Here is a 19286-nt window from a genome sequence, read left to right as displayed (position 1 = left end):
TCGGCAGAGTGTCGCGGCCTGGATTTCAGCGCGGGGGTTGAAGCCCTCCGACTATCTGTTTCCGAGTCGCCTGCACGCGTCAGCGCAGGTGTCGACGCGCCGGTATGCACGCATCGTGCATCGTTGGGTTGCGTCAATCGGACTGGACGACGGCGCCTACGGCACGCACACGATGCGCCGCACGAAAGCGTCGTTGATTAATCGACGAACAAAGAACCTGCGCGCGGTTCAGTTACTCATGGGCCATACGAAGCTCGAGAGCACAGTCCGATACCTTGGTATCGAGGTAGATGACGCGCTCGAGATGGCCGAGCAAACCGAAGTCTGATAGCTGATGGCCGGTGAGCGGACGCTTGCCGGCCATGAACCGCCATTCGCCCGCACCGTCGCTCGGACATTCAGGCGTCGGTTCTACCCAGGAAGCGGCCATTCAATTCGCGACGTTGAACGTTGCTTCATCGGCCTTTGCCGACGTTCATGCGTTGCTCTTCGTGAGGCAGCTTCAGGTTCCTTTCCTGTCGTTGGACGCTTCGCCTCCGCAAATGTCGGGTTCACGACCAGTGGATGAGTACTCACGACGCACAACAGCCGGTCGCGTGGCCGACCACATGACGCCAGCTTACAGAGTGGTTCGGTCATCTGGCTGTTGCCTCGGGGTAGCAGTGCCGCCTTTGCGGACTACAAGGATTGATTCTTTTGTTAGGCAGCAGAAAGGCGATTCTCGGCCGTTCGCACATTAGGGAGCGCGAAGAGTTTGGCCGCCGCCAACGCGTACATCTATTCCTGTCTGATGTCTAGGAACTGTGGCGCTCAACGCGGCCTAGAGGCCGCTGCGCAGGAGAGTGCGAATCGTTGATTTGGACGAGGTAACGCTTACGACATCGCTAGACCGAGGACTAGCGTGCAATTAGCTAGACTCGAAAGCACGGAATTGATAGAGGCGATGAAGGCAGGCGAGCGCTTCGATTCCCACCCCATACTTGCCGCCCGGTCGGCCAGTGCTTACTCAGGCAGCGGGAATCACGTTGTGGTTGAGCCGGAAGATATTGGCCGAGTCGTACGTCTTCTTGATGGACGCCAAGCGCTCGTAGCGCTCCGGGCCGTAAATCGCCGCCGCGTCGGCAGCCTCGTCCGGCGCGAGGTTGTTCACATACCGCCGGTCGCCTTGCCAGGGCCTCATGCCGTCGAGCAGCTCGGCGACCGACCTCTTGAGTTGCTGCTCCTGCGACAGCAGACCGGCCGAGACGCCCAGCAGGCTGTACGGCAGGCCCCTGGTCGCCACGGCGTTTGGCACCGTCGGCTCCCGGTCCCACGCCCCGCCCAGGGCACGTAGCTCGGCGATCACCAGAGTGGTTTCAGCATCCGGACCGACGAGTTCGATCAGCCTGTCCTGAGCCTGCGCGGGGAACTCTCGCAGCATGATGCCCCGTTCGTAGTAGGGCACCGGGTCGGTCGGCTCGTTGTGGATCGACGCGACCTCAATGTACGGCATGTCCCGCACTGTATCCAGGACTACAGGAGCTACCGCGCGCAGCGGCTCTACCATCCGCTCGCCGTCCGCGGTCCTACCGTTGTAGGCGATCCGCACCGATACCAGAACCTTCCCGCGCAGACGCTCGGGCACTTCGGGTATCGATGGCATCCGCATCACGGCGATCGACGTGACCATGGTCTCCGGGGTGCTCGGGTGCCAGTCGGCCCAGGCTCGCAGCACGTCGCCCGTTCGCTCACCGGCGAAGTAGATGGCGCCGCCGTAGAGGCGGGGCACCGGAAACAAGTCGAATTCCAACGCGGTGACCACTCCGAAGTTGCCCTTGCCGCCGCGCAGCGCCCAGAACAAGTCAGGCTCGGATTCCGCGTCGACATGCCGTAGTTCGCCGTCCGCGGTCACCACGTCGAGCGAGCGCACATGGTCGGCGGCGTAGCCGTGGGAGCGGCCGAGGGTCGGGCTGAGCCCTCCGCCCAAGGTGTAACCGGACACTCCCACGGTTAGGTTCGACCCATTCAGGGGAGCCAGCCCGTCCCTGGCCGCCTTCTCGACCACCTCGGACCAGATCACTCCGGCGCCGACCCGGGCCGTGCGGCCGACCGCATCGATGACTACGTCATTCATCCGCCGGGTCGCGATCACGACGGCACCGTGCGCCTGGCCGACTATCTGGTGGCCGGTGGTCTTCACGAGGACCGGACGGTGCTGACCCGCCGCGAAAGTAATGGCGACCTGGATATCGGCCACGCTCTCAGGCACCACGATCATCGCGGGCATCAGCTCGTGATTCAGGTTCCAGACGGCACGTTCGTCGTCGTATCCCGCGTCACCCGGCAGTAGAACCGAACCCTCGACCGTGGCCACGAGGGGCGCTGCATCCCCCGGCAATACCGGCGGCAGTGACAAATCGTTGAAAGCCATACATGAACGTCCTGTCGCTAATGGATTGTGCTTGAAGCGACTGATCCTATTCTTTATCACGCACCGGGCATATGTCATTTAAACGGTCGATTTAGGACGAGGTAACGCTTACGGCATCGCTAGCACCGAGGACTAGCGTGCAATCAGCCAGATTCGAAAGCACGGAATTGATAGAGAGGCTGTCACGGTAGGCGAGCGCTTCGATTCAACGTCTTCAGCGAGACACCGGCGCGCAGTGTGGCGCGCTAAAATGTCGCGGCAAAGGTCGAGCGAGGAGTCGATTAACGTCTCTTGCGCGAAAGGCGGCAGACGCCGCAGACACATCGCTCTGCAGGCCAAACCCGCTCGCGTTCGGCTTGGCATTCGCGATGTGCACCGTGGCCCGTTAAAGAAGCGAGAAAAGCGGCCGTTAAAGACGTAGTCCGCCAACATTGATGGGGTCGCGGACAGAAAAGCGACCAACTTTCAACAAGACGATAAAAATGCGCGCACTAAAAACAATCCTCTTTCATCTCCTGCGTACCTTTCGCGGAATCGTTCTTCTCGGCTGCAAGATACTCTCCGGAGTCTTCTTGATTGGCTTTATTCTGATGCTGCTTATCGGCAGCGGACATCAAGGTGCGTTTGGAATGAAGCTCACATTCCTTGTATTCGCAGTCGGATTCGGTGCGCTTGCATGGTATTACGACATGCTAATCTTGAAGCTGAAGCCCGACAACGTCGATCTCGTGCTCTTCCAGTAGACAACTGGTTGAGCAAATGACATTGGCTCACGGCTAGTCGAGCAGCAGACCTTAAACCTCAACCGAATGAGGCAGAACATCGGCCAAAGCCGTCATTGGGATGGGCCGGGCTCTACGTCAGCAATGTGGCAGATTGTCGACGATGGCGGCATCGAGCAACCCGGTGAGAGCATCCTGCATCAGTGCGCTCACACTCCCGAGCTTAAGCGGCCCTTAGACTCGATGCGAGCGCTATGGCAGCTTCCAAACTGGAACTGCCAAGGGGGTTAACTCAGGCGATGACCTTCTGCTCCCCGGCAGCCTGCTCGCGCATGCGACGGGCTTCGTCGCGCAGGAACAGCTGGTAATCGTCCAGATCGCCGTCGAAGGGCTCGACCCCACCTTTGGTGACGAGCCAGAACTCGTCACATACCGCGCGCAGCAGGGAACGGTCGTGACTGACCAGCATCACCGTGCCTTCGAATTCGTTGAGTGCCATGCCTAGCGCTTCGCGTGTGGCCAGGTCGAGATGGTTGGTGGGCTCGTCGAGCAGCAGCAGGTTGGGGCGCTGCCACACGATCATGCACAACACGAGCCGCGCCTTCTCGCCGCCGCTCATCGTGCTGACCGCCTGATGGACCATGTCGCCACTGAAGTTGAAGGTGCCGAGGAAGGTGCGAAGCGATTGTTCGGTGCCACTCTGGCCGGGCGCGCGCATGTGCGGCGGCGTGTCCTTGGCAAGGCGGATCATGTGTTCCATCGGCGTGTCGAGAGGACGCAGCACGTCGAGTTCCTGCTGTGCGAAGTAGCCGATGTTCAGGCCTTTGCCTTCGCTGATTTCGCCGGCAATCGGCGCCAGCTCGTGTGCCACCGTCTTCACCAGAGTGGATTTGCCCTGGCCGTTGGCACCGAGAATGCCGATGCGCTGCCCGGCCAGCACGGATCGGTTGATGCCCCGCACGATAACCGTCGGCGGCGTGCCCGGTGGAGCGCCGGTCGGCGCCGCGTAGCCGAAGCTCGCGTCCAGCATCGACAACAGCGGGTTCGGGACGTTGAGCGGCTCCTTGAACTCGAAGGTGAACTCCGCATCGGCAAGCACCGGTGCGATTTTCTCCATGCGTTCGAGCGCCTTGACCCGGCTCTGCGCCTGCTTCGCCTTCGAAGCCTTGGCCTTGAAACGGTCGATGAATTTCTGCAGGTGGGCAATCTTGTCCGCCTGCCTGGCCACCGCGGCCTGCTGCAGCAGCAGTTGCTCAGCGCGCATCTCTTCGAATTTGCTGTAGTTGCCGCCATAACGCACGAGCTTGGCGTTGTCGATGTGCACCGTCACCTGTGTCACCGCGTCGAGGAATTCGCGATCGTGGCTGATCACGACCAAGGTTCCTTGATAGCGCTTGAGCCAGGCTTCCAGCCAGACCAGCGCGTCGAGGTCGAGGTGATTGGTCGGTTCGTCGAGCAACAGCAAGTCGGACGGGCACATGAGCGCGCGCGCCAGCTGCAGTCGCATGCGCCAGCCGCCGGAGAAACTGTTGACCGGTTGGCTAAGCTGCGCGGCACTGAAGCCAAGGCCCAGGATCAGCGCCTGGGCACGTGCGGGGGCATCATGTGCACCGGCGTCGTGCAGGGCCATGTAAGCGTGTGCCATGCGCATGCCGTCGTCGCAGGCCTCAGCGGCGGCTACTTCGGCCTGCGCGGCCAGCAGTATGGTGTCACCGTCGATGACGAAGTCGGTCGCACTCTGCTCGGTCTCCGGCATCTCCTGCGCGACCTGGCCCATCTTCCATGCAGCGGGAATCGAGAACTCGCCGCCGTCTTCGTGCAGCGTGCCGTTGAGAAGGCCGAAAAAGGACGACTTGCCGGCGCCATTGCGGCCGACAAGGCCAATCTTTTCGCCGGGGGTGAAGGTGACGGACGCGCTGTCGAGTACGACATTGACGCCACGGCGCAGCGTGACATTACGGACGGAAATCATAAGGAGCTACTTCGAGGAGGATAGGCATGATAGCCGATCGGAGGTACAGGGCTGCCACTTTTCTGGCGGCACGAGTGCAGAGCCGCTTGCGCTTTGCGTCGCCCACCCTGCACGCGCCATTTGAAGGTCCGCTGTACCTTAGGGAGCAGACGTATCGCCCTGACTCCGCAGCCCCTGGTGCATGTAGTGCGGGAAAGCCCGCCAGCGGTTAGCGCTGGGGCGCCTTGTCAACGCGCGCCTTCGACACGGCACGGACGTTGCGAAGCCTGCATGACACGCGGGCTTCGCACCTCTTCCCGACGTCGCGCTAGTTCGCCGCTTCGAGCAGGCCGAGCAGCGTCGGCTCCATTCGCCAGTCCGGCGTGTGCATGAGCGGCCATGCACCCGGCGAATCCGGCGAATTGAAGTAGACGATTGCCGTGAGGGCCGGCATGCTCGGCAGCACGTCGCGCAGGGCCGTCAACGCAGCGCTCTGGCGCTCCGGCGTGCCTTCCACGCCTAGTTCCGCGACCATCACCGGCAAGCCGTACTTCTGAACGCGCGCGTACTTCTCCCGCAGGATCGCCGTTGCCGACGGCGCGCCTTCCTTCGCGCCCATCGCGCAAGTCGGGCAGTCGAAGATCGACAGGCCCACTTCGTCGGCATAGCCTTGGCCCGGGAAATACGCGGGCAACGAGGCGTCGCCGCGCGGCGACCAGACGAAGCTCAGGAGCTTGTTGCCAGCCCGGCACCGGTCGACGAAATGCCGGTAAGCGGCGATATAGCCAGCAGGATCGTTCGCGGCCCATGGATAGCGGCCGGTCGCGGTTTCCATCTCCTGGGCCCAACGCACCCTCACTTGCGAACCGACCGAGCGCAGCGCGGTGCACACGTCGTCGATCTCCGCATCGTAGGCACCGAGCGTCACGTCGCGCAGCAGCGTATGTGAGTTGCGCGATGCCGCCGGCCACGGTTCGACCGTCACCATCAGGCTGCGCTTGCGCAGGCTCGCGTAGCTGCCGGCGTCGCGGATCGCAGCGGGCGCGCCCGGATCGGCCCAGGACACGAAGATATGCTCGACGTCGAGCGTATCGGCGAGTGCATAGGCGTGGTCCGGATCGTAGGCGCCGATCTTCGGCGGCTCCGCGGCCACGGCGGGCGTGATCGCTTCGCCGCGCCACATCAGTGCTTCGATGCCCTGACCGAGCCGCAGATAGCCGCCCGCCAGCAGCACGAGCGCTGCCGTGACGAACAGGCCGCGCCGCGCGAGCGGGCCCTCGGCGAGCAGCAGCCCGAGCGTGGATTTGCGATGCCCGTTTTCGCGCGCATGGGCCACCACGACCACGATCGCGATGACAAGGTACACGAGGGCATTGAGCATCGACATCACGTAAAAGCCGCGAGCGTTGTCGGCATCATCGACAAGCAGGACCGGCAGCGCGCAGAGCAGCACGAGCCACAGATAGGGCGCGACGACGCGCATGGATGCAACCGGATCGGCGGCGGCGGTCTTCGGCGTCACGCTGAACGCGAACTCGCGTCCGCGCACGCAGTCGAGCGCCGCCGACACCACGCCCAGCAGCGACCACGGCCAGCGTGCGAAGAGGAACGCGAGCCCTTCCCACGACACGACGTTCGCATCGTGCGGGCGCAGACAGCCCGTGGTTTTCACCCAGGCCATCAGCAGCAGGATACTCGCCGTCACCGGAGCCGCGTGCAGCAGATAATCCGTGTATGGCACGTCCGCCCAGACGCGATGCGTGAGGAGCGCGATGACCGGCATCGCGACGCTCGCCGCCATCGTCAGCGAGAAGAGCGGATACCAGAGCTGCGCGAACAGAAACTGTCCCTTCAGGCGCATCGGCAGCCGGCCGAAGTACGTCAACGTATAGCGGAACAGGATCACCGCCAGGCTCTTCGACCACTGGAACTCCTGCGTGACCATGTCCGCGAACGTGCGAGGACCGTCGCCGCTCGCGATCGCGTCGAGTGCGTGCACGCCGGACCAGCCGTGAGCGTTCATCATCAGCGTGGTCGAGTGGTCTTCCGCGAGCTCGGGGCCGAGACCGCCGATGTCTCGCAGCGCGCGCGTGCGCACCGCATAGTGCGAGCCGATGCAAAGCGGCGCCAGCCCTCCGTTGTGCCCCGCCTGCAATGCGCCGTGCAAGGCCGCTTCCGCGTGCAGCCGGCCGCGCGCCGCCCAACTTTCCGGCGCGTTGCTGTCGCAGATGCTTGGCGCCGACACGTAGCCGACATTCGGATCGGAGAACGGACGCAGCATCGCTTCGAGATAGCCGGGTTGCGGCACGTGATCCGCGTCGAGCTGCGCGACGAAATCGTAGTTGGCGTAGCCGAAGTGGTCGTAGAAATACGCAAGATTGCCCTCCTTGCAGCGCGTGCGCCGGGGCCATGACGCGTTGTGGTAATCGGCCACGTCCTTGCGCGTCGAGAGATGCACGCCGCGACGCGCGCACCAGTCGATCGTCTCCTCGGACGGATCTTCATCGGCGAGCCAGGTGTCATGCGGATAGGACTGCGCGAGCATCGCGAGCAGCGTCGTCTGCACGATCGCGAAGGGTTCCGACGGCGCCTTCGTCACCACCATCGCCACGCGAAGACCGGCGGGAACCGCCCGCGCGCGATTAGGCACGCGGGCTCGCGAGAACACCAGCACGAAGTAGCCTGGGATGACCGTGGTCCAGAAGAGCACTGCGCAGTTCACCGCGTAGCGAAATGCATCGACGTCATGTTGCGGCTGCAGCCACCACGCCCAGAATCCGACGAGGCTCAGCAGCCAGCACGCCGCCAGCACGGTGAAAGAGACGCGTTGCCTTCCGGACAGCAAGGGCACGAGGTAGGGCGCGGCGAGCTCTGGCGTTTCCGCCTCGCTCGCCGGGCGGCCACGCTCCGCCTCCAGTTGCTTGGGACGGGTGACCGGCGTGCTCATACGGCCTCGCTTGCTTCGACGGTGGAGGGAACTTCCGCGCGCGCGTCGTGACGCGCGACCTTCGCCGGCACGACAAGCGGAGCACGCGTGCGTTGGGCGCGCCGTTCGATGGCCGGTGTGCGGCGCCCGCCCAAGGCCTTGCGTCCGATCCGCACATACTGGCGGAAGCCGCTTTCGCGCACCGCGTCCTCATCGAACAGATTGCGCAGGTCGACCATCACCGGATCGGCCATGTAGTCGGCCAGCTCACCGAGATCGCACTCGGTGAAGTCTTTCCAGTCCGTCAGGATCACGAGCGCGTCCGCGCTGCGCGCCGCGCCGACCGGCGTGGTCGCCACGCCGATGTTCGGCAGCATGCGCGCCGCTTCGGCCGGGCGGGAGGGGTCGTATGCACGAACCTTCGCGCCGCGCTCTTCCAGCATCTGGATCAGGCCGACGCTCGGGCTTTCGCGCATGTCGTCCGTCTGGCCCTTGAAGGTGAGGCCGAACACGGCGAGCCGCTTGCCCGCGACCGAACCGCCGCACGTCGCCTCGATCTTGTCGAACATGACCGTCTTGCGGCGCGAGTTCGCTTCGATCGCCGCCTCGACGATGCGCATCGGCACGATATGCTCGGAGGCCGTCGCCTTCAGTGCACGCGTGTCCTTCGGGAAGCACGAGCCGCCCCAGCCGGGACCGGCTTTCAGGAACGCCGCGCCGATACGCCGATCCAGACCGATGCCCGCCGCGACGCGATCGACGTCCGCGCCGACGACCTCGCACAGATCAGCGATCTCGTTGATGTAGCTGATTTTTACGGCGAGGAACGCGTTGGCGGCGTACTTGATGACCTCGGCCGTTTCGATCTCCGTGGCGAGCACTTCATAGCCGTTCTGCGCGAGCGGCGCGTAGATGCGCCGCATGATGGCGGCGGCTGCTTCGCTGTCGGTGCCGAACACGACGCGATCCGGATGCATGAAGTCCTCGATCGCCGAGCCTTCACGCAGGAACTCGGGGTTCGACGCCACCGCGAACGATTGTCCGGGCGCGAGCCAGCGCTCGGCTGCGCGCTGCACTTCGCGATTCGTGCCGACGGGCACCGTCGACTTGGTCACGAGCACCGTGAACGCGTCGATATTCGGCGCGACCTGCTCGGCCACCGCCATCACATAACTCAGGTCCGCGCGGTCCGTGCCCGGATGCGAAGGCGTGCCGACCGCGATGAACACCGCTTCGCGCCCCTTCACGCTCGCAGCGAGGTCGAGGCTGAAGCGCAGCGTGCCGCGCTTGGCGTTACGGCTGACGAGTTCGTCGAGGCCCGGTTCGTAGATCGGAATACGGCCGTCGTTCAATGCATCGATCTTGGACGGATCGTTGTCGATGCAGATCACGTCATGTCCCAGTTCGGCCAGGCACGCGCCGCTCACCAGTCCGACGTAGCCGGTCCCCACGATTGCAATACGTACGCTCATTTTCTTGCTCCCCGATTCTTTTGATAAGTGCTTTCTGTCTTTGTTGGTCTTCTACTGCCCGTTGTGCGTCGCGCCGTTCAAACGTCGACCGGGCTGTCTGTTTCGATGAACCACTTCGCGGCCGTTTCGACCATCGGGCCGATATCCATGTACTGTGGCTTCCATCCGAGGACGCGCTGTGCCTTGTCGGCCTGCGCGTAAAGCGCAGGCGGGTCGCCGGCACGGCGCGGCGCACGCATCGCGTTCACGGGCTTGCCGGTGGCGGCGCGCACGGCGTCGAGCAATTCGAGTACCGACGTGCCGCGCCCCGTCGCGAGGTTGAACGCGCCGCTGTCGCCGCCTTGCAGCAGGTGAGTCATCGCGCGCAGATGCGCATCCGCGAGGTCGTTGACATGCACGTAGTCGCGCACGGCGGAGCCATCGCGCGTCGGGTAGTCGGTGCCCATCACCTTGAAGGCGGAACCCGTGCCCAGCGCGGCGCCGATCGCGAGCGGAATCGCATGCGTTTCCGGATCGTGACGCTCGCCGAGCTCGCCTTCGGGATCGGCGCCGGCCGCGTTGAAGTAACGCAGTGCGATCCAGCGCAGGCCGTATGCGCGCTCATAGTCTGCAGCCATGTGTTCCGTGATGAGCTTTGTGAAGCCGTACGGGTTCACCGGGTGCTGCGGCGTGTCCTCGGTGATGGGCAACACGGCGGGAATGCCGTAGGTCGCGCAACTCGATGACAGCACGATGCGCGCTACGTCGTGATGGCGCATCGCATCGAGCAGCGACTGCGTTCCGCCGACATTCACGCGGTAATAGCTCGCCGGGTCCTGCATCGACACACCCACATAGGCGAGAGCGGCGAAGTGAATCACGATGTCGGGCTGATGCGTCTCGAATGCGGCGTCGAGCGCACCGGCATCGAGCAGATCGCCGACGCACAGCGGGCCCCACTTGACCGCGTCCGCATGACCCGTCGATAGATTGTCGAAAACGATGGGCGTATGACCCGCACGCGCCAGCATCTTGCATGTATGGCTTCCGATGTACCCGGCGCCGCCGGTAACGAGTGCTTTCATGATCAGCATTCCTCCGCGAGCGGCGTGAGCCAGAGCTCGGCGCTGAAATAGGCGATCGTCGACGAGAGTCCTTCGCGCAGCGGAATCTGAGGTTTCCAGCCGAGCAGCGATTGCGCGATGCCGATATCGGGACGGCGCTGCTTCGGATCGTCGACCGGAAGCGGCTTGTTTGTGAGCGTCGACGACGTGCCCGTAATGCCGATCACCAGTTCCGCAAGCTCGCGCATGGTGAATTCGCCGGGGTTGCCGAGATTGACCGGACCTTGCGGTGCCTCAGGCGCGCGCATGATGCGGAAGAATCCTTCGACGAGGTCGTCGACGAAACAGAAGGAACGCGTCTGCGAACCGTCGCCATAGATTTCGAGCGGATCGCCGCGCAGCGCCTGCACAACGAAGTTCGAGACGACGCGTCCGTCCTGCGGGTCCATGCGCGGACCGTAGGTGTTGAAGATACGTGCGACGCGCACATCGGTGCCGTACATGCGGCGATAGTCGAAGCACAGCGTTTCCGCGGCGCGCTTGCCTTCGTCATAACATGCGCGCGGACCGATGGGGTTCACCTTGCCGCGATACGACTCCGTCTGCGGATGCACTTCGGGGTCGCCATATACTTCGCTCGTCGATGCCTGAAAGACGCGCGCGCCGGTATCGTAGGCGAGATCGAGGCAGTTCTTCATGCCCATCACATTGGTGAGCATCGTATGGACCGGATCGACCTGATAGGTCGGCGGCGATGCCGGGCATGCGAGATTCCAGATCTCCGAAACATCGATCTGCGGAAGCGCGACGGAGATGTCGGCTTCGATCATCGTAAAGTAGGGCGATGATCTCAAATGTGCAACATTCGCGCGCCGGCCCGTCATGAAGTTGTCGACACAGACAACGTGCTTGCCTTCCCGTACGAGGCGGTCGCACACGTGACTGCCCAGGAATCCCGCGCCCCCCGTCACCATAACAAGTGGCCTGTCGTTCGTTTTACTAATTAGTGTCATAGTCATCGTGGTCTTTTGATTTTTGATTTCTTGTTCGAGTGTTCGGTCCATCCCCTTGATGGCCGTCGACCGCTTTCCCCGCCTCCTGGTTCATTCATCCCGCAGACGAATATTCGACGTACAAATGAATGACCTCTGTTGTGCAGCGCACAATTTTCCACTTCTTGAACGACGACAACGTTTGGCGGGAAAAATTACTTTGCAAACGTTTGCTTGTCGCTTACAAAAAAACGTTCTGCCACGGCTAGCTGAGCCAAAGGGCGGATGTGACGTTCGCTCGCTCTACGCGCGAATAGTCAAGGCGAGTGTGCTGTCCGATCCGAGCGTGAGATGGCGGCGGCTCCGGCCGCTCTGCCCGTTCTGCTGGTGGCAATGCCGACTGTCTGGAGAGGTACAGCCAGTCTCGTTGCGGCACTGAAAGCCGGGCTGACGAGCATTCGCCGCCAACGAGTAGGCGGAATGCAGAGCCTCAGATGGCTTGCGCTTCGGTTCTGCACATCGAGAACCGAATCCCGATTAGTTGTCGCTGAACGGTGCCGAAGGTAGAGTCTCCGTCGATAGTTTCCCGATTGGGCCTCGACACGGCCGTAAAGGAATTGGCGCCCATGAGCGGGTCGATCGGACGCACCGCAATTCTCTTCTGGATCCTCGGTATCGCATTGATAGCGATGCTGACGTATGTGGGTCTTACGGGTCTAAATCCGTTCGGCATTCAGGCCGTCGGCAATACAATCTATGTTGCGTATGCGAAGCTCGCGCCCGATGGTCACAGGGATCAAAGCGGTGCGGGCAATGACGTGGTGGATGCATATGGCCGCCGGTGCGGACGCGCACCTTAAAGTTGCGGTGCCGCTTCTTCAGGCGCTTGGGCAGTCGGTTGGCATTGTCGGCGAGGATCCTTCTCAGGCCAAGCTGGTCAAACTCACCGGCAACTTCATGCTATCGGTGATCATCGAAACCCTAGGCGAAGCATGCGCGGTGGCAGGGAAAGCGGGAATCGACCCCTTGCATTTTGTCGAGTTGCTCAAGAGCGCGAATTTCAACGCCCCGCCGCATAAGATCTATGGTCCGCTGATCGCGTCGCGGCGTTCCCAGCCTCCTGGCTTCTCGCTGGCGCTCGGCCAGAAGGACAACCGCCTGATGCTAGCGGCTGCTGAGGCCCTTGGTGTTCCGCTGCCGCTGGCGAGTCTCATCCATGATAGGTTCCTCACCTTACGTTCGCAAGGTATTGGCGCCGAGCATGACTGGTCGGCGGTTGCGCTTTGTGCGCTATCTGACGCGGGCTTAAGATAGCAACTTCATGACGGCTGAGGTTGATCAATACGAGGCGACCGGCCATGAACGGTGAAGGAACCGTGAAAGGACGAGAAAACGCAGATGATGTACTTTAAGCCGAAGCGCATGTCCCAGAGGCGGACGGGAAGTTTGTACGTAAGTGGGCTTGCGACACCACCCTTTTACCGGGTGCAACGGCCACGAACCACTAAGGATCATCAATGACACACTTCGCTTTTACGCCTGGCTCCGTCGCGGTTCTCACAGGCGGTGCTTCCGGTATCGGGCTCGCCGCTGCCAAGCGATTCGCGCAACGCGGACTTCGCGTTTGCATCGCTGACCTCGGCGCGGACCGACTCGCGCGCGCGGCCCAAGAGGTCGCCGTGCTTGCAACCAACGGAACGGCTGACGTGATGGCGTTCGAGACGGACGTCAGTCGCCTTGAAGATTTGCGTCGGCTCGAAGCTGCAGTCCAGGATCGTTTCGGTGGCACCGATGTACTCGTGAACAACGCCGGCATTCAGCCTGGCAGCAAGCTGTTCGGGCCAGCCGCTAACTGGGAACGGGTGCTTGACGTCAACCTGTGGGGCGTCATCCGCGGCACGCAGACGTTTGTCCCCGCAATGATCGCCCGCGGACGCCCCGGTTTGGTCATTAACACTGGCTCCAAGCAGGGCATCACGACGCCGCCCGGCGACCCGGCCTATAACGTCTCCAAAGCTGGCCTGAAAGCATTTACGGAGGCGCTCGAGCACGAGCTGCGCAATATCCCGAACTGCCGGATCAGTGCTCACTTGTTGATTCCGGGTTTTGTTTTCACGGATCTTACTGCCCGAGGCCGCACCGAGAGACCGGAAGGTGCCTGGACGCCGGAACAAACCGTTGATTTCATGATGGAGCGGGTGCGGGCCGGTGACTTCTACATTCTCTGTCCCGACAACGATGTGCCGCGTTCGCTCGACGAGCGACGGATTCTCTGGGCTGCAGGGGACATTATCGAGAACCGGCCGCCGCTTTCGCGTTGGCACCCAGATTACGCGAAGGAATTCGAGGAGTTCGCCAAGAAGGCCGACTGATCTGATCGATGGTGCCCCTGTCGGCCGCAACCAACACGGTTTTGCTGCGGTGAACGCAAAGTTCGCCGTGCACCCCCGACGAGTCTAGAGCCGTTTGCGCCCGTCGGGAGCGCGGAGTCCAAGGCCTGCACCCCAGAATTCAGTGATGACACGCCCGCCGTAAGCGAGGGACTGAATGCTGCGAGTAAGGTCCTTCCCCGCGATGCTGTCCACCACGACGTCGGCTCCTCGTCCTTTGGTATCGGACATCACCTTCTCGACAAAATCGTTGTTCTTGTAGTTGACGCCTACGTCCAGGCCGAACGACTTGAGTTGTTCACCCGGGCTCCGGCACGCTTGGCGAGTTGAATCGACGCGAGTCCCAGCGCACCCGCCCCGGCGTGAATCAGCACCGTCTCAGCCTGCTTGAGCCTGCCGGCAGTGAACAGGCATTCATATGCGGTACCCCACGCCACGGGTATTGCGGCGGCCGTATCCAGCGCAAGGTTTTCGGGAATGATCCGTGTATCGGCTGCAGGAGCCGTTGCATACTGCGCATGGGGCCCCCAACTGAGGACAGCCACGACCCGGTCGCCGACGCGCCGGTTCAACACATCGCGACCTACTTCAATGATTGCGCCCGCACATTGGTAGCCCACGACGTGCGGTACGCGGGCGAGTGGGCGAAGCTCACGGTTGACAAGGTCACCGCCCTCAACCGAGATTGCTTCCACTCGTATCAGGACTTCATCCGGCCCGCAGCCCGGGTCAACGACATCTTTATAATGGAAAACCTCGGGCCCGCCGTTCTGATAGTAGACAGCGGCTTTCATCGCTTGCTCTCCCCGAGAGATACATTGGATCTATTGCGCAGGCTCCAGCACAATCGATGCAATACGCCAGCCTTCGGACGTTCTGACAGCAACTTCATACACGAGGTACGGTGCGATCTTGGCCGACGCGTCGGAATGACCGAGCGTAATCAGCGTGCGAGCGTATGCCTGCGCAACGTCAAGGGTAAGGGGAATGATCCTGATGCTTTCGACCTCCGGCTTGAACTTCCAAACGCCCTTGAACGTTTCCTTGAAGTGGTCGATGAACGCGGTTTTCCCCAAAAACTGGTAGGTGCGAGCCACGAATGCGATGGGGTCGGGTTGATCGGGCGCGGTTGATACCAATACGCGCTCGAACGCGACAATGTCATGCGGCGTAGCAGCGGCGGCCTGTCGGAGAAAAACGTTTTTGACCTCTTGCCTGTCTGCATCGGCAAACTGATGAATCGGCCCAGCGTGCGCGGGCGCATTCCCGGCGGCGAGCATCAAAGCCGCGATGAACGAGCCACGAATGAAACTGGGTCTGGCTGGCCTGGCGCGGCATACGCGAACATGTTTTCTAGCGCAGCGATGTCATGGGCTGTCTCGGCGTTGGCCTGGCGTAGGAACAGGTCCCGAATCTGCCGCGTATCACTGATTCTCAACTGTTTTTCACATGAATTTACGTTAGTCGCGTTAATAGTCTTCATTCCCAGCGGAGGGCTGGCAGGCCGACCCACCTCCACTCAACCGATCGCCTCATCGGCCCGCGAGAAGCGTTGGCAGGTTAGTGCTGCCATAGCAGCGTATACTTAGCAGGATCGGCGGGACCTACTTGGATGATCCTGTGAGCTTGTTTCTTGCCAGTGGTTCTTTCGCCGTTGCATGAGGCAGTTGCCTCCAGGAGACACTCGGTGGAGAGCATTGCAGAGTGGTTGGCATCACTAGGCTTGTCCAAGTATGCCCAGCTCTTTGCCGAGAATGGTATCGATCGCTCGGTCCTTCGCGATCTCACCGACCAGGATCTCAAGGATCTTGGCGTCTTGCTTGGGCATCGCCGCAAAATGCTGCGCGCGATCGCCCAACCTGGCGACAGCGCCATTGCTACATCTCCAGTCGCGGCGCCGCCCGTGCCACGTGATGACGCGGACCGGCGCCAGCTGACCGTCATGTTTTGCGATCTCGTCGACTCGACAGCCCTCTCGACGCGGCTCGATCCGGAAGACATGCGGAAAATCATCGCCGACTATTACCGAGGGTGCGCGGATGTAGTCACCAAGGCCGGTGGCTTTATTGCCAAGTACCTGGGCGACGGTGTGCTGGCCTATTTTGGCTATCCCCGAGCGCACGAAGACGATGCCGAGCGGGCTGTACGTGCCGGGCTGACGCTCGTGCGAGCCATTGCCAAACTCGACTCCGGTACCGGCGAAGGTTTGCGAGTGCGGGTCGGGGTTGCTACTGGCGTTGTGGTAGTCGGTGATCTCACTGGTGAAGGCGAAGCCCGGGAGCGTGGCGTGGTCGGCGAGACGCCCAATCTCGCTGCCCGGCTGCAGGCTTTGGCTGAGGCCGGAGCAGTGGTGATTTCAACTTGTACGCAGCGGCTTACGGGCGGGCTGTTTGATTACCGCGACATGGGCCTGCTCACGGTGAAGGGGATCGGCGATGCAGTGCGGGTTTGGCAAGTGCTCGGCCCCAGCGGGGTCGAAAGCCGGTTTGAGGCGCTACACTCGACCACGTTGACGCCAATCGTCGGGCGCGACGAAGAAATCGAACTGTTGCTTCGCCGATGGCAGCGGGCGAAGAACGGTGAGGGCCAGGTTGTGCTGCTTTCGGGCGAGCCGGGTATCGGAAAATCGCGGCTGACGGCCGTCCTTGAAGAGCGGCTCCAATTCGAGCCGCACGCCCGCTTGCGGTATTTCTGTTCGCGCCGCCATCAAGATAGCGCGTTCTATCCGTTCATTTCCCAGTTCGAGCGCGCGGCCGGTTTGCGGCGCGACGATACTGCTGAACAACGCCTCGACAAACTTGAGGCGGCGCTCGCGTTGGCCGCCGACAACCTCAGCGACGATGTTCCGCTTGTGGCGGCGTTGCTATCGATCTCGACGGAAAGTCGATACCCGACACTTAACCTCACGCCGCAGAAGCGCAAGGAGAGGACGCTTAGCACAATGATTGCCCAGATCAGCGGTCTGGCAATGCGCCAGCCGCTGCTGATATTGTTCGAAGATGTGCATTGGGTCGACCCCAGCACGCTCGAAGCGCTGGATCACCTTGTCGATCGCACGGCAACCCTGCCTGTCCTGCTGATCGTCACCTTCCGTCCCGAGTTCACATCTCCGTGGATCGGCCGCTCAGGAGTGACGCTCGTTACTCTCAATCGTCTGCCTCCTGGTCAACGAGCGGAGATGATCGAGCGGGTAAGCTTCGGGAAGGCACTGCCAAAAGAGGTTACAGACCGGATCATTGACCATACGGATGGAATACCGCTATTTATCGAAGAACTGACCAAAACAGTGCTGGAGAGCGGCCTGCTGCGCGAGCAGAACGGGCGCTACATCGTCGACGGTCCGCTGCCACCACTGGCGATTCCGATGACGCTGCACGCTTCACTGATGGCGCGGCTCGATCGCCTGGCCCCGGTGCGGGATGTAGCGCAAATCGCCTCTGCAATCGGCCGGCGATTTTCCTATGAGCTGATCAGCGCGGTCGCGTCGATGCCCAAAGAGCGCTTGGACGACGCATTGGATCATCTCGTCGATGCTGAGCTGGTTTTCCGCCGCGGGACGCCGCCGGATGCGGAATACACCTTCAAGCACGCCCTGGTGCAAGATGCGGCGTACAGCTCCCTGCTGCGGGAAAGGCGACAGAAACTGCATGCCCGTATCGCAGTGGAGCTCGAGAATCATTTTTTTGATGCAGTGGAGCGACAGCCGGAAATCCTGGCCGAACACTGCGCCCACGCCGGATTGATGGAGAAGGCGGCTCAGCTTTGGCGGCGTGCCGGTCACAGCTCTGCAAAACGCGCAGCTCATCGCGAGGCGTCGGTCTTGTTCGAGAAGGCTTTGACTGCCTATGCAGCCCTGCCGTCGTCGGCCGACACAATCGGTGAAATCATCGACGTCCGATGGGATCTTCACCACTCGCTTTATCCACTGGGAGAATTGGCACGTGACCGGGCGAATCTCGAGCGAGCGGAACGTCTTGCCGAAGCGCTGGGCGATGAGGTTCGCCTATCGCGCGTCTTGTCAAGGTTGACTTATACGCTCGGTTCGTTAGGCGATCTGGTAGCTGCCGTTGAAGCAGGTGAGCGCGCCTTGGCGTTGGCAGAGAGGCAAAGCGACCCCGATGCGAAGGCTCGGGTAACGATGATGCTCGCAAGATCACGGTATGGCCACGGAGACTATGAACGCGCGGTGGAAAATGCTCGACAGGTGCTAGATCTCCTCCACGAGAGCCGCCACGGTCCCGATGAGGCTTATCTAAAATTCACGCGCGTTACCGCTCGTATCTGGTTGTTGCTGTGTCTTGCCGAATTGGGCCGGTTCGACGAGGCTGCCGTCCTTGGACACGAGGCGATCGACCTCTCACGAGTGTTGAACGAGCCCGAGGAACTGATCTTTGCTGGTTACGGTGTCGGACGGATGCACCTTATTCAAGGCAATCCCGACATGGCTGTCGAGGCACTTGAGCCAGCACTGGCCATGTGCTGGAGCGCTGAGTTTCCAATCTACATTTCTCGGATTGCGTCCTGTCTGGGGGCTGCGTATGCGTTGCTGGGCCGGACCGATGAGGCGCTGGTCCTTCTGGAAGAGGCAGTTCGCCAGGCGGCGGCGAGTAACTTCATGTTTGGCCGGTCCCTAGTGCTGTCAAATTTCGGTCGAGTGTGCCACCTCGCTGGTCGACAAGATGAAGCCCTCACTCATGCACATAACGCGATTGATGTTGCTCAAGCCTCCGGCGAGCGAGGCAATGAAGCCTGGGCCTGGATCCTGTTGGGAGATCTTGTCTCGGATGACAGCGCTACCGCACCGAGGATTGAGGAAGGCCGCAATCACTATCGCACGGCGCTGATGATCGCCCGAGAGCTTGGCATGCGTCCGCTGCTAGCACAGTGCCTATATGGACTTTCTCGACTGCAAAAGATGGTCGGAAATGAAGCTTTGGCCGAGCAACATGCGACGGACGCCACCTCCCTTTGCCGGGAAATGGGCATAAAACCATAGCCCGGTTGAACCTCGTTCACGTCGTTCCGTTCGCCGCGAACTCTCGTCGAAAGGATTGTGGATAGGAACGGCGGACCATGCGAATGTTTTGGGATCGAGGCATTCATGTGATCTCAGGGCCGCGCGCAAGGGGTGAACAGTCCATCGCTGGTCGATGGATCGAAGGGTCGTCCAAGCTCGTCGCCTGTAACCCGTGTAATCCGCGATCCGTCACAGCCATGATTTCTGTGCGTCAAGGCGACAGAATGGAAACAGTAGCTGTTCGATTATGATTATCTGCCGAGAGGCGCTCGTCTAATCGTTGTCCACCACTGCGACGCGTGTCTGGCCCAGCGTTACGGTGGCGACGATTCACCTTTTAGAAGCTGTTGCGAATTTAAGTTT

At 61.8% G+C, this 19286-nt stretch carries 15 protein-coding genes; 6 read left to right on the top strand and 9 right to left on the bottom strand.

Annotation, left to right across the window (positions count from 1 at the left end; translation table 11 throughout):
* On the top strand, positions 1-328 hold a 328-nt coding region (locus BG61_RS34920), incomplete at its 5' end, for a tyrosine-type recombinase/integrase (RefSeq protein ID WP_035942777.1).
* A 678-nt stretch (positions 329-1006) separates the two neighbouring features.
* Here BG61_RS34920 and BG61_RS34915 read toward each other — a convergent pair.
* On the bottom strand, positions 1007-2410 hold the full coding sequence (locus BG61_RS34915; protein WP_035937709.1) for an FAD-binding oxidoreductase: 1404 nt from the start codon (positions 2408-2410) through the stop codon (positions 1007-1009).
* A 482-nt stretch (positions 2411-2892) separates the two neighbouring features.
* Here BG61_RS34915 and BG61_RS34910 point away from each other — a divergent pair, with 482 nt between their 5' ends.
* Complete coding sequence (locus tag BG61_RS34910; RefSeq protein WP_035937707.1) at positions 2893-3153, top strand: hypothetical protein; 261 nt, start codon at positions 2893-2895, stop codon at positions 3151-3153.
* Positions 3154-3424: 271 nt separating this feature from the next.
* On the opposite strand, the gene BG61_RS34905 is transcribed toward BG61_RS34910, so the two are convergent.
* The 5 genes from BG61_RS34905 to BG61_RS34885 form a co-directional block, all read right to left on the bottom strand.
* Entirely contained in the window at positions 3425-5104 is a 1680-nt protein-coding gene (locus tag BG61_RS34905) for an ABC-F family ATP-binding cassette domain-containing protein (RefSeq protein WP_035937706.1), read from the bottom strand.
* A gap of 307 nt (positions 5105-5411) precedes the next feature.
* Positions 5412-8030: a glycosyltransferase gene (locus tag BG61_RS34900; RefSeq protein WP_051673006.1), complete on the bottom strand. Its 2619-nt coding sequence runs from the start codon at positions 8028-8030 to the stop codon at positions 5412-5414.
* Positions 8027-9481, bottom strand: coding sequence for a UDP-glucose dehydrogenase family protein (locus BG61_RS34895; RefSeq protein ID WP_075584296.1), 1455 nt, complete (start codon positions 9479-9481; stop codon positions 8027-8029). The genes BG61_RS34900 and BG61_RS34895 overlap by 4 nt, the downstream gene beginning before the upstream one ends.
* 77 nt (positions 9482-9558) lie before the next feature.
* A complete protein-coding gene (galE, locus tag BG61_RS34890) occupies positions 9559-10545 on the bottom strand; it encodes a UDP-glucose 4-epimerase GalE (RefSeq protein WP_035937836.1) in 987 nt (328 codons plus the stop codon).
* A gap of 2 nt (positions 10546-10547) precedes the next feature.
* Positions 10548-11498, bottom strand: a complete 951-nt coding sequence (locus BG61_RS34885; protein WP_232256386.1) for a UDP-glucuronic acid decarboxylase family protein — start codon at positions 11496-11498, stop codon at positions 10548-10550.
* A 644-nt stretch (positions 11499-12142) separates the two neighbouring features.
* On the opposite strand from BG61_RS34885, the gene BG61_RS43045 reads away from it, so the two are divergent.
* The 3 genes from BG61_RS43045 to BG61_RS34875 all read left to right on the top strand — a co-directional run bounded on the left by BG61_RS43045 (position 12143) and on the right by BG61_RS34875 (position 13888).
* The gene (locus BG61_RS43045) at positions 12143-12376 is read left to right on the top strand and encodes a hypothetical protein (RefSeq protein ID WP_161783723.1); all 234 of its coding nucleotides are present in this window, start codon (positions 12143-12145) and stop codon (positions 12374-12376) included.
* Positions 12330-12830: an NAD-binding protein gene (locus tag BG61_RS34880; RefSeq protein WP_232256385.1), complete on the top strand. Its 501-nt coding sequence runs from the start codon at positions 12330-12332 to the stop codon at positions 12828-12830. Before BG61_RS43045 ends, BG61_RS34880 begins: the two co-directional genes overlap by 47 nt.
* Positions 12831-13033: 203 nt before the next feature.
* On the top strand, positions 13034-13888 hold the full coding sequence (locus BG61_RS34875) for an SDR family NAD(P)-dependent oxidoreductase (RefSeq protein ID WP_035937704.1): 855 nt from the start codon (positions 13034-13036) through the stop codon (positions 13886-13888).
* A gap of 84 nt (positions 13889-13972) precedes the next feature.
* Here the strand turns inward: BG61_RS34875 and BG61_RS44395 are convergent, their stop codons facing one another.
* From BG61_RS44395 to BG61_RS34865, 3 genes are read right to left on the bottom strand one after another with little or no spacing between them, the layout of a single operon-like run.
* A complete protein-coding gene (locus tag BG61_RS44395; RefSeq protein ID WP_232256393.1) occupies positions 13973-14185 on the bottom strand; it encodes a zinc-binding dehydrogenase in 213 nt (70 codons plus the stop codon).
* Positions 14176-14700 carry a quinone oxidoreductase family protein gene (locus tag BG61_RS34870; protein ID WP_232256384.1) on the bottom strand — a complete coding sequence of 175 codons (525 nt, stop codon included), beginning with the start codon at positions 14698-14700 and terminating at the stop codon, positions 14176-14178. The genes BG61_RS44395 and BG61_RS34870 overlap by 10 nt, the downstream gene beginning before the upstream one ends.
* A gap of 30 nt (positions 14701-14730) precedes the next feature.
* Entirely contained in the window at positions 14731-15186 is a 456-nt protein-coding gene (locus tag BG61_RS34865) for a nuclear transport factor 2 family protein (protein ID WP_035937702.1), read from the bottom strand.
* Positions 15187-15593: 407 nt separating this feature from the next.
* Here BG61_RS34865 and BG61_RS34860 point away from each other — a divergent pair, with 407 nt between their 5' ends.
* Positions 15594-18902, top strand: a complete 3309-nt coding sequence (locus tag BG61_RS34860; RefSeq protein WP_081868288.1) for an adenylate/guanylate cyclase domain-containing protein — start codon at positions 15594-15596, stop codon at positions 18900-18902.
* The last annotated feature ends 384 nt before the right edge of the window (positions 18903-19286 follow it).

Source organism: Caballeronia glathei (assembly GCF_000698595.1).
GTDB classification, from domain to species: Bacteria; Pseudomonadota; Gammaproteobacteria; order Burkholderiales; family Burkholderiaceae; genus Caballeronia; species Caballeronia glathei.
This window is presented reverse-complemented; position numbering and strand designations above follow the sequence as displayed.

Bases quoted from the DNA above. Each gene is read 5' to 3' on its own strand.
- BG61_RS34915 (WP_035937709.1), bottom strand. From the start codon at position 2,410: ATGGCTTTCAACGATTTGTCACTGCCGCCGGTATTGCCGGGGGATGCA.
- BG61_RS34910 (WP_035937707.1), top strand. From the start codon at position 2,893: ATGCGCGCACTAAAAACAATCCTCTTTCATCTCCTGCGTACCTTTCGC.
- BG61_RS34905 (WP_035937706.1), bottom strand. From the start codon at position 5,104: ATGATTTCCGTCCGTAATGTCACGCTGCGCCGTGGCGTCAATGTCGTA.
- BG61_RS34900 (WP_051673006.1), bottom strand. From the start codon at position 8,030: ATGAGCACGCCGGTCACCCGTCCCAAGCAACTGGAGGCGGAGCGTGGC.
- BG61_RS34895 (WP_075584296.1), bottom strand. From the start codon at position 9,481: ATGAGCGTACGTATTGCAATCGTGGGGACCGGCTACGTCGGACTGGTG.
- galE (WP_035937836.1), bottom strand. From the start codon at position 10,545: ATGAAAGCACTCGTTACCGGCGGCGCCGGGTACATCGGAAGCCATACA.
- BG61_RS34885 (WP_232256386.1), bottom strand. From the start codon at position 11,498: ATGGTGACGGGGGGCGCGGGATTCCTGGGCAGTCACGTGTGCGACCGC.
- BG61_RS43045 (WP_161783723.1), top strand. From the start codon at position 12,143: ATGAGCGGGTCGATCGGACGCACCGCAATTCTCTTCTGGATCCTCGGT.
- BG61_RS34880 (WP_232256385.1), top strand. From the start codon at position 12,330: ATGACGTGGTGGATGCATATGGCCGCCGGTGCGGACGCGCACCTTAAA.
- BG61_RS34875 (WP_035937704.1), top strand. From the start codon at position 13,034: ATGACACACTTCGCTTTTACGCCTGGCTCCGTCGCGGTTCTCACAGGC.
- BG61_RS34870 (WP_232256384.1), bottom strand. From the start codon at position 14,700: ATGAAAGCCGCTGTCTACTATCAGAACGGCGGGCCCGAGGTTTTCCAT.
- BG61_RS34865 (WP_035937702.1), bottom strand. From the start codon at position 15,186: ATGCTCGCCGCCGGGAATGCGCCCGCGCACGCTGGGCCGATTCATCAG.